Here is a 14463-nt window from a genome sequence, read left to right as displayed (position 1 = left end):
CATGAAAGATCTGTTCAGCCAAAACCGCTCTGTGCCGATCATGCTTGCCGTGCTTGCCAGCTTCGCACTTGGCGTCTCATTGCTGGCCGAAGGCTATGGGATGGGGGTGATCTCCACCTCTCTGGTCAAAACCCTGGGAATGACAATCTGCCTGTGCCTCATCGCGCTCGCCATGGATATGGTCTGGGGCTATTGCGGTATCCTGAGCCTTGGTCATTTCGCCTTCTTCGCGCTCGGCGGCTACATGATCGGAATGTGGCTGATGTACGCGCGGACGGAGGACGTGATCGCCGCCTCGCTGTCTCAGGGGCAGCTGCCGCCGACACCGACCGAGCTTGCCGACGCCATTGCAGTGCAGATTTTCGGCGTGGTGGGCGGCGACAGTTTGCCCTGGATGTGGGCCTTCGCGGATAGCCTGGTTGCTCAGCTTGCGCTGGTTGTGCTGGTGCCGGGGCTTCTGGCGCTGGTCTTTGGCTGGCTGGCCTTCCGCAGCCGTGTCACCGGCGTTTACCTGTCGATCCTGACGCAAGCCATGACCCTGGCCTTGTCGCTCTACCTCTTTCAGAACGACACCGGTCTTCGCGGCAACAACGGTTTGTCAGGCTTGCAGAACATTCCCGGGGCGGAGGACGTACCGCAAAGCATCATCTCGATCTGGTTTCTCTGGGCCTCCGTGCTGGCGCTGGCGGTGGCCTATGTCTTCGCTGCCTGGGTGATGTCGGGCAAGTTCGGCAGCGTGATCCGGGGCATTCGGGACGATGAGGCACGCGTGCGGTTCCTTGGCTATTCGGTCGAGGGCTACAAGCTCTTCGTGTTCACCGTCACGGCGATCATCGCCGGAATAGCCGGTGCGCTCTACTACCCGCAGGCCGGGATCATCAACCCTGACGAGCTGGCCCCGATTGCGTCGATCTACCTTGCGGTTTGGGTGGCAATCGGCGGCCGCGGAAGGCTCTATGGCGCGGTGATCGGCGCTGCGGTCGTGTCGCTTCTGTCAACCTGGTTTACAGGTGGGCGGGCGCCGGATGTGAACCTTGGGTTCTACACAATCCATTGGGTCGACTGGTGGACCGTTCTTCTTGGTCTGGGCTTTGTCCTTGTCACCCTTTTTGCACCCAAGGGTTTGGGTGGTCTGGTCGACTTCATCATTCGAAAACGCCCTGAGGAGACCGCGAAATGAGCACGCTTCTGGAAGTTTCCGGCGTTTCCGTCACGTTTGACGGCTTCCGCGCCATCAACAATCTGGCGTTTCAGATCGGTGAACCTGAGCTGCGCGCGGTGATCGGGCCGAACGGGGCCGGAAAAACCACCTTCATGGACATCGTGACCGGCAAGACCAAGCCAGATGAGGGCAGGGTGCTCTGGGGCGACAAGGGGATTTCCCTGCTCGGCCTCAGCGAGGCGCAGATCGCTCGGGAAGGGATCGGAAGAAAGTTCCAGCGCCCGACCGTGTTCGAGGATCAGACCGTCGCCGACAACCTGATGGTTGCGTTGAAGAAGGACCGGGGACCGTTCAAGGTCCTGCTGTTCAAGCCCTCTGAGGCGGATCATGACAGGGTGCGGCAGCTGGCCGGGGAAATCGGGCTGTCTGATCATCTGGGCACCCTTGCCGGCATTCTAAGCCACGGGCAAAAGCAATGGCTGGAAATCGGAATGTTGCTGGCCCAGGAGCCGCGACTTCTGCTGGTCGACGAACCGGCGGCAGGCATGACAGGGCCGGAACGGGATCACACGACCGAGCTGCTGAAGGAAGCCGCCCGCACCCGTGCTGTCGTCGTTGTGGAACACGACATGGATTTTGTCCGCAAGCTGAATTGCAAAGTGACGGTTCTGCACGAAGGCTCCGTTCTGGCCGAAGGCAGCCTTGATCACGTGACCTCGAACCAGCAGGTCATCGACGTTTACCTGGGACGCTGAATGATGCTGAGCACCACTGACCTGACCCTACATTATTCCGGCAGCCAGATTCTCTACGGGATCTCGATGGAGGCCAGCATCGGCCAGGTGACATGCGTAATGGGCACCAATGGTGTCGGGAAAACCAGCCTTCTCAAGGCAATTTCCGGCACCCATCCACGTTCTGGCGGGTCTTTGACCCTGGACGGAGAAAGCCTGCCGATACTTCCCCCGCACGCGATGGCCAATCGTGGTGTCGGATATGTCCCGCAGGGACGGATGATCTTTCCGCTTCTGACCGTTCAGGAAAACCTGGAAACCGGGTTGGCCTGTCTTCCGCGCGGAAAGCGGATGATACCTGACCAGATCTTCGAACTGTTCCCCGTTCTCAAGGAAATGAAGAACCGCCGAGGGGGTGACCTTTCGGGCGGGCAGCAACAGCAGCTTGCGATCGGTCGGGCACTGGTCACCAACCCGCGCCTCCTTCTGCTTGACGAGCCGACCGAGGGAATCCAGCCCAATATCATCCAACAGATCGGCACCGTGATCCAATTTCTCCGGGATCAGGGAAACATGGCGATTGTGTTGGTCGAGCAGTATTTCGATTTCGCCTACGAGATGGCAGACCAGTTCTACGTCATCGACCGAGGTGCCGTTTCCTATCAAAAGGCGAAGGCAGAGCTGTCACGTGAAGAGCTGGCAAAAGCCTTCAAGGTCTGACACGCGGCTTGTCGTCTTAGGCTGACCCGGCAGGGATAAAGCCATGCTTTGACGCAGGGCAATCCACTTCTGTGATGCACAAATCCGGGCATCGGGCTGTTTTTGGCAGCGCATCAGGCCGATCAACCATTGGGTCGATTGTCTGGCGCACCTTGGTAAAGATTAGCGATGAGTCCGGACTCTGCTGAAGTGCTTTGTGCCACATCGCACAGGACCACTCAAAGTATCGGCAGGATCACGATGCATGGAGAAAAGATATGGCGGAGAGACAGGGATTCGAACCCTGGGTGGGCTTGCACCCACAACGGTTTTCGAGACCGCCCCGTTCGACCACTCCGGCACCTCTCCGCGCTTTATCAGGGGTCGTGAGGCGGGGATTTAGACGGTCCTTTCCGGGCGTGCAAGGGGGGAAGTGACGGTTTCCCGCCGATCAAGCGGATTTGTCCTGACGATGGCTGGAAATCCCCAACACGGCCCCCCATTGTCTGATGCAGAGCCATTGCAGGTTTCCATCGAAAGGACCGCTCATGCTGCGTGCGATTTGTTTGTCTGTCTCTCTCGTCATCGGGGCCGGGCCACTGCTTGCCCAAACCTCTGTCGCGCTGCGCGAGGATACGCTGGCGATGCTGGATGCAATCGGCCTTGAGCAAAGCATCGGGATCATGGTGCAGGCGGGCACACGCGACGGGCGCGGCTTGGAAGAAGACCTGTTTCCCGGGCGCGGTGGCGCGGCTTGGGGACACATCGTGGACGGGCTTTATGCGCATGACAGTTTGCGGGCGGCGTTTTACGAGGGTTTTCCAGAGGATCGGCTGACAGAAGAACGCGCTGAGGAGATCCTGGCCTTCTTCTCGTCCGAGCTTGGCGAGCGGATTGTAGAGGGCGAACTGACCGCGTGGGAAGCGATCACGGATCAGGCGGTGGAAGACGCCGCGAACGAAGTCTACTTTCAGTATCTTGCCGATGCCGATCCCCGGCTGGACTTGCTCGAACGCTTTACTGAAGTGAATGACTTCGTGGATTTCAACGTGATGGGCGCTTTGAACGCCAATTTCTCGTTCCTGCGTGGCATGTCCGATGGCGGCGCTTATGAACGTCCCATCCCGGAGGACATGATCCTGACCCAGGTTTGGCAATCCGAGCCAGAAATCCGGGAAGACACGATCCTGTGGCTCTATTCCTTCCAGCTGATGGCCTATGCGGAACTGTCGGATGAGGAGCTTGAAGCCTATATCGCCTTCTCTGAATCCGATGCGGGGCAGCTTTATAACTCTACGATCTTCGCAGGCTATGAAGCTGTTTTTTCCGAGATGAGCTACCGTCTTGGCAACGCCGCAGCGATCTTCATGACAGGGGAGCCCACCTAAGCCTTTGCCGGGCCGGACTACCCTAATAGAATGTTCCCCGCCGCCGCATTGACCAACGGGCCTGGGGCTATGTGGCAAGGCCTATGATGATAGCCGTCGACGTGGCGTTTCAGGTAGGATAACGCGACACCAGTCGACGAAGCGTGTTATGGGCAAGGGCCCACAGTTGCAGCGTGTGCCGACACGGGGAAAAACGTCGGCTGATGTCAGGCAATATCGGCCTTTGTCGCTTGACTTCACCGGCGGGCTAGGGCATCAGCGGGCTTCATTCGCCGCCCATGACGACTCGGGCGGCGCTTGCTATTTACAACCGATGTCCCAAAGCGGGGCACGCTGTCCGAGGCGCGACACCGGTCGCACCAACACCCGAGTAGGGGGCCACAGGGCGCGGGAGAAAAAGGAAGATGCCTATGTTTGCGGTCCTCAAGACCGGTGGCAAGCAGTACAAGGTTCAGTCCGGTGACGTTCTGCGCGTCGAGAAACTGGCTGCCGATGCTGGCGAAACCATCCAATTCAACGACGTTCTCATGCTCGGTGGCGATAGCACCGTTCTGGGTGCGCCGACTGTTGCCGGTGCTGCCGTTCAGGCCACTGTCATCGACCAGATCAAGGGCGAAAAGCTCATCCACTTCGTCAAGCGTCGCCGTAAGCACAGTTCGAAGCGGACCAAGGGCCACCGTCAGAAGCTGACCCTCGTGCGGATCACCGACATTCTCGCCTCTGGCGCGGATGCAACCGGTGTGAAAGCAGCCGTGGGCGCAGGCTCGGTCTCGACCGCAGCCGAAGCAGCCCCCGCCGCCAAGCCCGCCAAGAAAGCCGCCAAGGCCGAAGCCGCCCCCGCAGCAGAAGCTGCCGGCGCTGACGACCTGAAGGCACTGTCCGGTGTCGGCCCCGCGCTGGAAAAGAAACTGCACGAAGCAGGCGTGACCTCCTTCGCTCAGATCGCCGCGTGGACTGCTGACGATATCGCAGCCATGGACGAAAAGCTTTCGTTCAAGGGCCGCATCGAACGCGAAGGCTGGGTCGCTCAGGCTCAAGCCAAAATCGCAGAATAAGGAGAGACACCCATGGCACATAAAAAAGCAGGCGGTAGCTCCCGTAACGGCCGCGACTCTGCCGGTCGCCGTCTTGGCATCAAGAAGTTCGGTGGCGAAGCCGTCATCCCGGGCAACATCATCGCGCGCCAGCGTGGCACCAAATGGTGGCCGGGCGAAGGTGTCGGCATGGGCAAGGATCACACCATCTTTGCAACCGTCGACGGCGCCGTGAAGTTCCACAAGGGACTGAAGGGCCGCACCTTCATTTCCGTGATGCCGGAGGCGGAAGCCGCCGAGTAACGCCGGACCTTTTGCAAGATAAAAGGGGGATCGGCATCAAGGCCGGTCCCCTTTCACTTTTCGGGGCAGTGGCCTTGAGGAGCCCCGCCAGAGGCCCCAAGTGAAAAGGGCAGGTGGCGGGCGAGACCCCGGAAAGACCACTGTTCTGAGGAGGAACAGAATGAAACAGGAGACGATCGTTCAACAGACCGCCGTCGATACCCCGCGCTTCGTGCTGCGGCCCTTGCGCACCTCGGATGCCGGGCTGCTGAATATGTATGCGTCCGATCGTCGTGTCGCTGAACAGACCACCTCTATCCCGCATCCGCTGCCACCAGGCGCGGCCGAAGCGCTTGTCGCCAAGGCACAGCGCGAGGATCGGCGCGAACATGTCTGGGCTATGGATGCCACGGAACAGGGCGGGTCCGAACTGATGGGGGTGATTTCCCTTCAGCAGATGGACCGCAACCAGTCTGAAATCAGCTATTGGGTCGCACCTGTGATGTGGAACACCGGGCTGGCGTCTGAGGCTGTAAAGGCGTTGGTAGCAGCCAACCCGCTGATGAATGACACGATCTTTGCCAGCGTGTTTCAGGACAATCCGGGATCGGCACGCGTGCTGACCAACGCCAAATTCGCCTATCTGGGTGATGCCGAGGCGTTTTCAGTGGCCCGCGGCGCCAAGGTGCCAACCTGGACCTATTTGCGCAAACTAAGCTGAGGGCGCGCGCGCCGGGGCTTGAGCCCCGGCCCGGTTCCCTCTAATCCCTCTGACCATGCGGGACGACCCCGCGGGGAACCTTACACATGAAATTCCTCGATCTAGCCAAGGTTTACATCCGCTCCGGAGCGGGTGGTAACGGCTGCGTATCCTTCCGGCGCGAAAAGTTTATCGAATATGGCGGCCCGGATGGCGGTGATGGCGGCCGGGGCGGCGATGTGGTTGTGGAAACCGTCGACGGGCTGAACACGCTCATCGACTTTCGCTACCAACAGCATTTCTTCGCCAAGAACGGTCAGCCGGGGATGGGCAATCAACGCACCGGCAAGGATGGCGATGACATCGTTCTGCGCGTTCCCGTTGGTACCGAGGTGCTGGAAGAAGACGAGGAAACAGTCATCGCAGATCTGACCGAACTGGGTCAGCGCGTGGTTCTGGCCCGTGGCGGAAATGGCGGTTTCGGCAACCTGCATTTCAAAAGCTCTACCAACCAAGCGCCGCGTCGGGCAAATTCCGGCCAGCCAGCGATTGAACGCACCATTTGGCTGCGGCTCAAGCTGATCGCTGACGTAGGTCTGCTTGGCCTGCCAAATGCAGGAAAATCCACATTTCTCGCCGCGACCTCGAACGCGCGGCCCAAGATTGCTGACTATCCCTTTACAACGCTCCACCCCAATTTGGGTGTTGTGGGTGTGGATGGGGTGGAATTTGTCGTTGCCGACATTCCCGGCCTTATTGAAGGCGCGCATGAGGGCAGGGGGCTTGGCGACCTCTTCCTCGGCCATGTCGAACGCTGCGCGGTGCTGCTGCATCTGGTCGATGGCACGTCTGAGGATGTGGTAGAAGACTACCAGACCATCATCCATGAGGTCGAACAATATGGTGCCGGTCTGGCCGACAAGCCGCGCATCACGGTCCTGAACAAGATCGACGCGCTGGATGAGGATGAACTGGCCGAAAAGAAAGCCGCGCTGGAGGCTGCTGCCGGTCCCGTCATGACCATGTCCGGTGTGGCCCAGATAGGCGTGACAGATGTGCTGCGCGCCTTGCGCGGCAAGATCGACGCAAAGCGCCTGCGTGAAAAAAAGGGTGCGGAGGAGGCACCCGACGCATGGCAGCCGTAAGCCTGTCGGACGCCCGGCGTCTGGTGGTCAAGATCGGGTCCGCCCTGCTGGTCGACCGCAACACCGGAGCGTTGCGTACCGATTGGTTGCATTCGCTGGCTGAGGATGTGGCGCGCATAAAGACGCGTGGTGTTGACGTGGTTCTGGTGTCCTCGGGCTCCATCGCGCTCGGCCGTTCGGTTCTTGGTCTGGGGCAGGGGGTTTTGGCGCTCGAACAGGCACAGGCCGCCGCCGCCGTTGGCCAGATCCGCCTGGCCCGCGCGTATGAAGAAGCGATGGCACCCCACGGGATATCCACTGCCCAGATCCTCGTCACCCTGGAAGACAGCGCCGACCGCCGCCGTTATCTGAATACCCGCAACACGATGGCCACCCTGCTTGGCCTTGGCGTGCTGCCGATCGTGAACGAGAATGACACCATCGCCACGGATGAAATCCGCTATGGCGACAATGACCGTCTTGCCGCCAACATGGCCGCGATGGTCGCTGCCGATCAGCTGGTCCTGTTGTCGGATGTAGACGGGTTCTATTCCGGCAATCCCAAGGATGATCCGTCGGCCACCCGTTATGATGTTATCCCGGCGATCACGCCCGAGATCGAGGCAATGGCGGGTGATGCAGGGTCGGGCTTGTCCAAGGGTGGGATGAAGACCAAACTGATGGCTGCGCGGACCTCAACCGCCGCGGGTTGTGCCATGGCGATTACGGAGGGATCGGTTCTCAACCCTCTGACAGCATTGGAAAATGGTGCGAACGCCACTTGGTTCACGGCAACTCAGGATCCGCAGACCGCGCGCAAGCACTGGATTGCCGCGATGAAGCCAAAGGGCACGGTGCGGCTTGATGCGGGTGCTGTTGCGGCGCTTGGCCGGGGAAAGTCGCTCTTGCCTGCCGGGGTCACTGCGGTTTCTGGCCGGTTCCTGCGCGGCGACCCCGTGGCCGTGGAAGGCCCCGACGGCGCGCGGCTTGGCCTGGGTCTGATCCGCTATACCTCGGACGAGGCTGCCGCCATCGCAGGGCACCAATCGGCAGAGATCGAACCAATCCTGGGATATCCGGGCCGTGCCGCCTTGATCCATCGTGACGACATGGCGCTTTAACCTTTCTTCTTCGAACATCTTCAAAATTCCCCCTAATCGGAGGCACACATGACCGACCAGTCCAACATCCCCGCCCTCATGGCCGAGATGGGCACCCGCGCAAAAGCGGCTGCTGCGGAGTTGGCCTTTGCGCCAGCCGAGCAGAAAACTCAGGCGCTGAACGCGGCCGCTGATGCCGTGTGGGCGCGGCGGGCAGAGATCATTACCGCCAATGAGAAGGACATGACGTTTGGCCGGGAAAAGGGGCTCTCTGCGGCCATGCTTGACCGGCTGATGCTGGACGAGGCGCGGATTGAAGGCGTTGTGAAGGGCCTACAGGCCGTGGCGGCGCAGGCCGACCCGGTTGGCGCGGTCATGACGGAGTGGGACATGCCCTCGGGTCTGCACATCCAGCGCGTACGCACGCCCCTTGGCGTCATCGGCGTGATCTACGAAAGCCGCCCCAATGTGACGGCGGATGCGGGCGCGCTGTGCCTCAAATCCGGCAACGCGGTGATCCTGCGCGGTGGCTCGGAGAGCTTTCACAGCTCCGGCCTGCTGACGGAGTGCCTGAAGGACGGTCTGCGCGCTGCGGGTCTGCCCGAGGACGCGGTGCAACTGGTGCCGACGCGGGATCGGGCTGCGGTCAAGGAACTGCTGACCATGACCGATACGGTGGATGTCATTGTTCCGCGCGGTGGTAAGGGGCTGGTGGGGCTGGTCCAGCGCGAGGCGCGGGTGCCGGTTTTCGCCCATCTCGAAGGTATCTGCCACGTCTATATCGACAAGGCGGCGGACCCTGTGAAGGCGCTGAACGTCGTGCTGAACGCCAAGACCCGGAGGACGGGGATTTGCGGCGCGGCGGAATGCCTGCTGATCCACCGCGACGTGCTGGACACGATCGGGCAAGGCGTTGTCAGGGCGCTGCTGGATGCAGGCGTCGAGGTGCGCGGGGACGCAGCGTTGCAAGCCATCGAAGGCGTAACAGCGGCCAGCGATGACGATTACGGCAAGGAGTTCCTCGACATGATCATTGCCGCAAAGGTGGTGGACGATGTCGACGCCGCGATTGCCCATATTCGTCGCCATGGCTCCAGCCATACGGAAAGCATCCTGACCGAGGATGATGAGGCCGCAGCACGGTTCTTCCAACGGCTCGACAGCTCGATCCTGATGCGCAATGCCTCGACCCAGTTCGCCGATGGCGGTGAGTTTGGGATGGGCGGAGAAATCGGGATCGCCACTGGAAAGATGCATGCGCGCGGACCGGTCGGGGCGGAACAGCTGACCTCGTTCAAATACCTTGTCACGGGCGATGGCACGACACGTCCGTAAGGTTTGCTGACCTAAATCGCGACATTCAACACAAGCCCGGCCGTAGCGTCGGGCTTGACCTTTCTGGTCGGTTGAATTTAGGTCAGCTTTGCTTCCAATCCTTCACATAGGTGTCCCATGACCGACGGTTCCAACCTGCCCAAGACTCTCGTCCGCCGCATGCCGCTGGAACCGGGGGTGAGCCGCCCGGTCGTGACGCCCATTCAGCCCTCGGTGGTCTATTCTTCGGAAAGCCCCGATCAGCTGGAAGGCCAGTACGAGGGCAAGGAGCACGGCTACACCTATAGCCGCGAGGGCCACCCGAACGCCGATCTGCTGACCGCCAAAATCGACATGCTGGAAGGCGGGCAGGGGGGGATCATCTGCGCCTCGGGCATGGCTGCTGTTGGCACCGCTCTTATGGGGCTGCTCTCTCAGGGCGACCATGTGATTGGCGGCGATCAGCTCTATGGCCGGTCGCTTCGGATGATGACGCAGGATCTGCCGCGGTTCGGAATTGCCACGTCGCTGGTCGATACCGGGAGTGTGGAGGCCGTGACCGCCGCGATCCGGCCAGAGACGAAGATGATCCTGGTCGAGGTCATGGCCAACCCGACGCTTGCCATTGCCGATATGGAGGGCATCGCAGCGCTCTGCCGGGACAAGGGCATTTTGCTGGCGGTCGACAACACCTTTACCACGCCCACGGCCTACAGGCCTTTCGATCATGGGGCAGATATCGTCATCCATTCTGTGACGAAATTGCTGGCTGGCCATGCGGATGTGACCCTTGGCTACGTCTCTGCGCGCGATCCGGAGATTGCGGAAAAGATGAAAGTTTTCTGGATCACCATGGGCGCGACGCCGTCCCCGCATGACTGCTGGCTGGCCGAACGGGGGATTTACACTTTCGACCTGCGCTATGAGAAATCGCAGGACAACGCGGCGCTGCTGGCCGATTATCTTGCGACCCTGCCGGGCGTCAAACGCGTGGTCTATCCGGGGCGTGCGGATCACCCCGATCACGCCCGCGCCGCGCATCTGCTGAACAGACAGTTTGGCAACATGGTCAGCTTTGAGGTCGAGGGCGGACGAGCTGCCGCGAACGCGATGATCCGTGCCATGCCCGACATGGCGTTTGCCCCAACACTTGGCGATGTCGGCACCACGGTCAGTCATTCTGCCACCTCGTCGCACAGGCTGGTTCCTGTGGCGGAGCGTGAGGCCATCGGGATCACCGAAGGTTTCTTCCGTGTGTCCGTCGGCATTGAGGATATTGAGATCCTGAAGGCGGATTTCGCGGCTGGATGCGCGGCGGCGGCAGCAACGGTCTGACCGAGGACCTGTTGTCGAATCGGCCTTGCACCGGTTAGGCGGGCAAGACTTGTCCGCTTGGGGGGACCCATATGGCCCGCAATACGCTGACCGCAGCCTTGAACGCCGTGCCCGACCCGATGTTGTTCATCGGCTCGGACGGTATGATTGAGCTGATCAACCCCGCGACCGAGGCCCTTTTTGGAGGCTGGGTCAGGGGCCGCAGCTATATCACCGCCCTGCGGCAACCGGCGTTGCTGGGAGAGATCGACAGCGTCCTGAGAGGCAACCCGCCCTCGGAAACCCGCTATGTGAAATCCGATCAGACAGGCGAAACCCAGTTTCGGGTCAAGGTATCGCCAATAGGAGCCATTGATGCCGGGCAGCCCGGCGTCCTGCTGCATTTCACCGACATCACCCATTTACGTGAAGCCGAAGAGATGCGGCGCGATTTCGTGGCGAATGTCAGCCACGAACTGCGGTCGCCTTTAACCGCTGTTCTGGGATTCATCGAAACCCTGCGTGGCCCTGCCAGAGACGATGCATCCGCCAGCGACCGCTTTCTGGAGATCATGGAGCAACAGGCGCTCCGCATGAACCGCTTGGTGGGTGATCTGCTGTCGCTTTCCCGGGTTGAATCGGAAGAACGGGTACGTCCGTCTGAGGACGTGGATTTGAGCGATGTGATTTCCGGCGTGCTGACCACGCTGCGCCCTCAGGCAGAGGAACAGGGCAGCGCGCTGGATTTAGTGACTGAACCGGGCACCTACCTGATCCGGGGGGACCGGGATCAGCTGACGCAAGTGTTTACCAACCTGACCGAGAACGCCCTGAAATACGGCGGTAGGGGGCGGCCTGTAACGGTGCGGCTGGAAACCGGTGAGGGCAGGGGGTCCATGCGCGGGCCGGTCGTTCGGGTTGAGGTGATCGACCGGGGCGAGGGCATCGACTCGATGCATCTTCCGCGCCTGACAGAACGGTTTTATCGGATCGATTCACACCGCAGTCGTGAAATGGGTGGCACGGGACTTGGGTTGGCGATCGTCAAGCATATCATCAACCGCCATCGTGGGCGGCTGCGCATTGCTAGTGAGAAGGGCAAGGGGAGCACCTTTACGGTTGTGCTGCCCCGCTAAGGCTTAGGCAAAGCGCCCGCGTGTGCGGTTGGCGAAGGCGACCAGCGACAGCATCACCGGAACCTCGACCAGAACGCCAACAACAGTGGCCAGCGCTGCCCCCGATTGAAGGCCAAACAGGCTGATGGCGACGGCAACCGCCAGTTCGAAGAAGTTCGACGTGCCAATCATCGCGCACGGGGCTGCAACCCGGTGCGGGACCTTCATGAGATAGGCCGCACCATAGGCCAGCGCGAAGATGCCATAGCTCTGCAGCAGGATCGGCACCGCAATCAGCGCAATGATCATTGGGCGATCCAGGATCGTCTGTCCTTGCAGGGCAAAAAGGATCACGACAGTGACGATCAAACCCATAACCGACCAGGGTTTCACCTGTTCTTTGAACAGTTCGATGGCCGCTGGTGATCCAAGGCGCGCGCGGGTTATCAGGCCAGCTACAAGAGGCAGGACGACATAGAGAACAACCGACAGCAGCAATGTCTGCCAGGGTACGACAATATCGGTGACGCCAAGCAGGAAGGCCACAATCGGCGCGAAGGCGAAGACCATGATCACGTCATTCACGCTGACCTGTACCAGCGTATAGGTCTCATCCCCCTTGGTCAGTTGCGACCAGACAAAGACCATGGCCGTACACGGCGCGGCCCCAAGCAGGATCAGGCCCGCGATGTACTGGCTGGCATCTTCCGGCTCGATCCAGGGCGCAAAGACAGTCTCAAAGAACAAAACGGCAAGCGCCGCCATGGTGAACGGTTTGATCAGCCAGTTCACGGCCAGCGTGATGATCAATCCCGTGGGCTGACGTGCGACCCCTTTCAATGAGGACGGATCGACACCAACCATCATCGGATAGACCATCGCCCAGATCAGCACCGCGACAACAAGATTGACCGAGGCCACCTCTGCCACCGATATCGCAAAGATCAACGAGGGCGCGACGATGCCCAACAGGATGCCGCCCACCATGGCCAGAGCCACCCAGATCGTCAGAAAGCGCTCGAAATTGCCCATGGTCTTTCCCTTTTGCATCCGTCGCGGCAGGTTCTGATCTTCTCGGGCGCGCTTTGCAAGAGAATCGATTCCTTAGCGGTTTGGGAATCACGTAATGCAGAGGATGCTTGAGAAGGGAAAACACGCGTGATCTGTGACACGCAGCAAGTGTAACGGAATAATTTTTGGGGCGCCTGCCATTAAGTGATTGATTTCATTTAATCCGGACACGCCAACAAATCCCCTGAGATCTACACTGTCATAAAACCGTTACGCAGCTGTCACAAAAGCATAGCGCGCAGCCGATAGATGGCCCCTGAGAGCGCGACAGACCGCGTTCCGACAGGAAAACCAAACGGAGAAATCCAACATGTCTTTCGCAAAGCTGACCGTGTCCGCCCTCGCGCTGGCCGCCGTGTCCGCCACCTCCGCCGCTGCCCAGGGCCGCGACAACGTCCAGATCGCGGGCTCCTCGACCGTTCTGCCTTATGCCACCATCGTTGCCGAAGCCTTTGGTGAAAACTTCGACTTCCCGACCCCGGTTGTGGAATCCGGCGGTTCTTCGACCGGTCTGCGCCGTTTCTGCGAGGGTGTCGGCGAGAACACCACCGATATCGCAAACGCGTCCCGCTCGATCCGTCCCTCCGAAATCGAGACCTGCGCCGCCAATGGTGTGACTGACATCATCGAAGTGCGCATCGGCTATGACGGCATCGTCTTCGCCTCCGACATCAACGGCAACTCCTTCGAGTTCACCCCGGCTGACTGGTACCTGGCCCTGGCCGCTGAACTGCCCGTCGATGGCGCCATGGTCGCCAACCCGAACACCAACTGGAGCCAGGTTCGCGACGGTCTTGCTGATCAGGCCATCGCCGCTTTCATCCCCGGCACCCGTCACGGCACCCGCGAAGTGTTCGACGAACGTGTGATCCTTCAGGGCTGTGAAGACACTGGCGCCATGGCTGCAATCATGGAAATCAACGGTGGTGACGAAGACGCAGCCGAAGAGGCTTGCATGGCGATCCGCGGTGACGGCGTGTCTGTCGACATCGACGGTGACTACACTGAAACCTTGGCCCGGATCACTGCAAACCCCGAAGGCATCGGTGTGTTCGGCCTGAGCTTCTATCAGAACAACACCAGCGTTCTTCAGGTTGCCACCATGAATGGCGTGGTTCCCTCGACCGAGTCCATTGCATCGGGTGAATACCCCGTGTCGCGCCCGCTGTACTTCTACATCAAGGCAGCACATCTCGACGTGATCCCTGGCCTGCAGGAATACGCGGACTTCTTCGTGTCTGACGACATCGCAGGCCCCTGGGGCCCGCTGGCAGCCTACGGTCTGGTCTCTGACCCGGAACTGGCCGAGACGCAGCGCATTGTCGCCGAGCGTGTGACCATGGGCGATATGTAATCCCCTGACCATTCTGCGGGGCGGCCTGATTTGTTCAGGGCGCCCCGTTTTCCTGACTAAACGGATCTGAAA

The 14463-nt window shown here is 60.5% G+C and carries 14 protein-coding genes and 1 tRNA gene; 13 read left to right on the top strand and 2 right to left on the bottom strand.

Annotated elements, in window-relative coordinates; all coding sequences use genetic code 11:
* Window position 1 precedes the first annotated feature (1 nt).
* The 3 genes from urtC to urtE are packed head-to-tail and all read left to right on the top strand — an operon-like array spanning window position 2 to window position 2616.
* Window positions 2–1180, top strand: coding sequence for an urea ABC transporter permease subunit UrtC (gene urtC, locus ACROHD_RS03355; RefSeq protein ID WP_432675918.1), 1179 nt, complete (start codon window positions 2–4; stop codon window positions 1178–1180).
* Entirely contained in the window at window positions 1177–1917 is a 741-nt protein-coding gene (gene urtD, locus ACROHD_RS03350) for an urea ABC transporter ATP-binding protein UrtD (RefSeq protein WP_432675917.1), read from the top strand. Before urtC ends, urtD begins: the two co-directional genes overlap by 4 nt.
* Window positions 1918–2616 carry an urea ABC transporter ATP-binding subunit UrtE gene (gene urtE, locus ACROHD_RS03345; RefSeq protein WP_432675916.1) on the top strand — a complete coding sequence of 233 codons (699 nt, stop codon included), beginning with the start codon at window positions 1918–1920 and terminating at the stop codon, window positions 2614–2616.
* A 258-nt stretch (window positions 2617–2874) separates the two neighbouring features.
* On the opposite strand, the gene ACROHD_RS03340 is transcribed toward urtE, so the two are convergent.
* A tRNA-Ser gene (locus ACROHD_RS03340) sits at window positions 2875–2964 on the bottom strand.
* A 179-nt stretch (window positions 2965–3143) separates the two neighbouring features.
* On the opposite strand from ACROHD_RS03340, the gene ACROHD_RS03335 reads away from it, so the two are divergent.
* The 9 genes from ACROHD_RS03335 to ACROHD_RS03295 all read left to right on the top strand — a co-directional run bounded on the left by ACROHD_RS03335 (window position 3144) and on the right by ACROHD_RS03295 (window position 11987).
* Window positions 3144–3983, top strand: a complete 840-nt coding sequence (locus tag ACROHD_RS03335; protein ID WP_432675915.1) for a DUF2059 domain-containing protein — start codon at window positions 3144–3146, stop codon at window positions 3981–3983.
* 410 nt (window positions 3984–4393) lie between these two features.
* A complete protein-coding gene (locus ACROHD_RS03330; RefSeq protein ID WP_432675914.1) occupies window positions 4394–5038 on the top strand; it encodes a 50S ribosomal protein L21 in 645 nt (214 codons plus the stop codon).
* Window positions 5039–5050: 12 nt separating this feature from the next.
* The gene (gene rpmA, locus ACROHD_RS03325; protein WP_432675913.1) at window positions 5051–5320 is read left to right on the top strand and encodes a 50S ribosomal protein L27; all 270 of its coding nucleotides are present in this window, start codon (window positions 5051–5053) and stop codon (window positions 5318–5320) included.
* A 160-nt stretch (window positions 5321–5480) separates the two neighbouring features.
* Window positions 5481–6020 carry a GNAT family N-acetyltransferase gene (locus ACROHD_RS03320; RefSeq protein ID WP_432675911.1) on the top strand — a complete coding sequence of 180 codons (540 nt, stop codon included), beginning with the start codon at window positions 5481–5483 and terminating at the stop codon, window positions 6018–6020.
* Window positions 6021–6106: 86 nt separating this feature from the next.
* Window positions 6107–7144 carry a GTPase ObgE gene (obgE, locus tag ACROHD_RS03315; protein WP_432675910.1) on the top strand — a complete coding sequence of 346 codons (1038 nt, stop codon included), beginning with the start codon at window positions 6107–6109 and terminating at the stop codon, window positions 7142–7144.
* Window positions 7132–8244, top strand: a complete 1113-nt coding sequence (gene proB, locus ACROHD_RS03310; RefSeq protein ID WP_432675909.1) for a glutamate 5-kinase — start codon at window positions 7132–7134, stop codon at window positions 8242–8244. The genes obgE and proB overlap by 13 nt, the downstream gene beginning before the upstream one ends.
* Before the next feature lie 48 nt (window positions 8245–8292).
* The gene (locus ACROHD_RS03305) at window positions 8293–9558 is read left to right on the top strand and encodes a glutamate-5-semialdehyde dehydrogenase (protein WP_432675908.1); all 1266 of its coding nucleotides are present in this window, start codon (window positions 8293–8295) and stop codon (window positions 9556–9558) included.
* 117 nt (window positions 9559–9675) lie between these two features.
* Window positions 9676–10872, top strand: a complete 1197-nt coding sequence (locus tag ACROHD_RS03300) for a trans-sulfuration enzyme family protein (RefSeq protein WP_432675907.1) — start codon at window positions 9676–9678, stop codon at window positions 10870–10872.
* A 71-nt stretch (window positions 10873–10943) separates the two neighbouring features.
* Window positions 10944–11987 carry an ATP-binding protein gene (locus tag ACROHD_RS03295; RefSeq protein ID WP_432675906.1) on the top strand — a complete coding sequence of 348 codons (1044 nt, stop codon included), beginning with the start codon at window positions 10944–10946 and terminating at the stop codon, window positions 11985–11987.
* A 3-nt stretch (window positions 11988–11990) separates the two neighbouring features.
* Here ACROHD_RS03295 and arsB read toward each other — a convergent pair whose 3' ends face one another.
* The gene (gene arsB, locus ACROHD_RS03290) at window positions 11991–12998 is read right to left on the bottom strand and encodes an ACR3 family arsenite efflux transporter (protein WP_432675905.1); all 1008 of its coding nucleotides are present in this window, start codon (window positions 12996–12998) and stop codon (window positions 11991–11993) included.
* 349 nt (window positions 12999–13347) lie between these two features.
* Between arsB and ACROHD_RS03285 the strand changes: the two genes are divergently transcribed.
* Window positions 13348–14391 (top strand): substrate-binding domain-containing protein, encoded by a 1044-nt coding sequence (locus ACROHD_RS03285; protein ID WP_432675904.1) that lies wholly within the window; start codon window positions 13348–13350, stop codon window positions 14389–14391.
* Window positions 14392–14463 lie beyond the last annotated feature (72 nt).

It is taken from the genome of Nioella aestuarii, from assembly GCF_050896395.1.
GTDB classification, from domain to species: domain Bacteria; phylum Pseudomonadota; class Alphaproteobacteria; order Rhodobacterales; family Rhodobacteraceae; genus Nioella; species Nioella aestuarii.
This window is presented reverse-complemented; position numbering and strand designations above follow the sequence as displayed.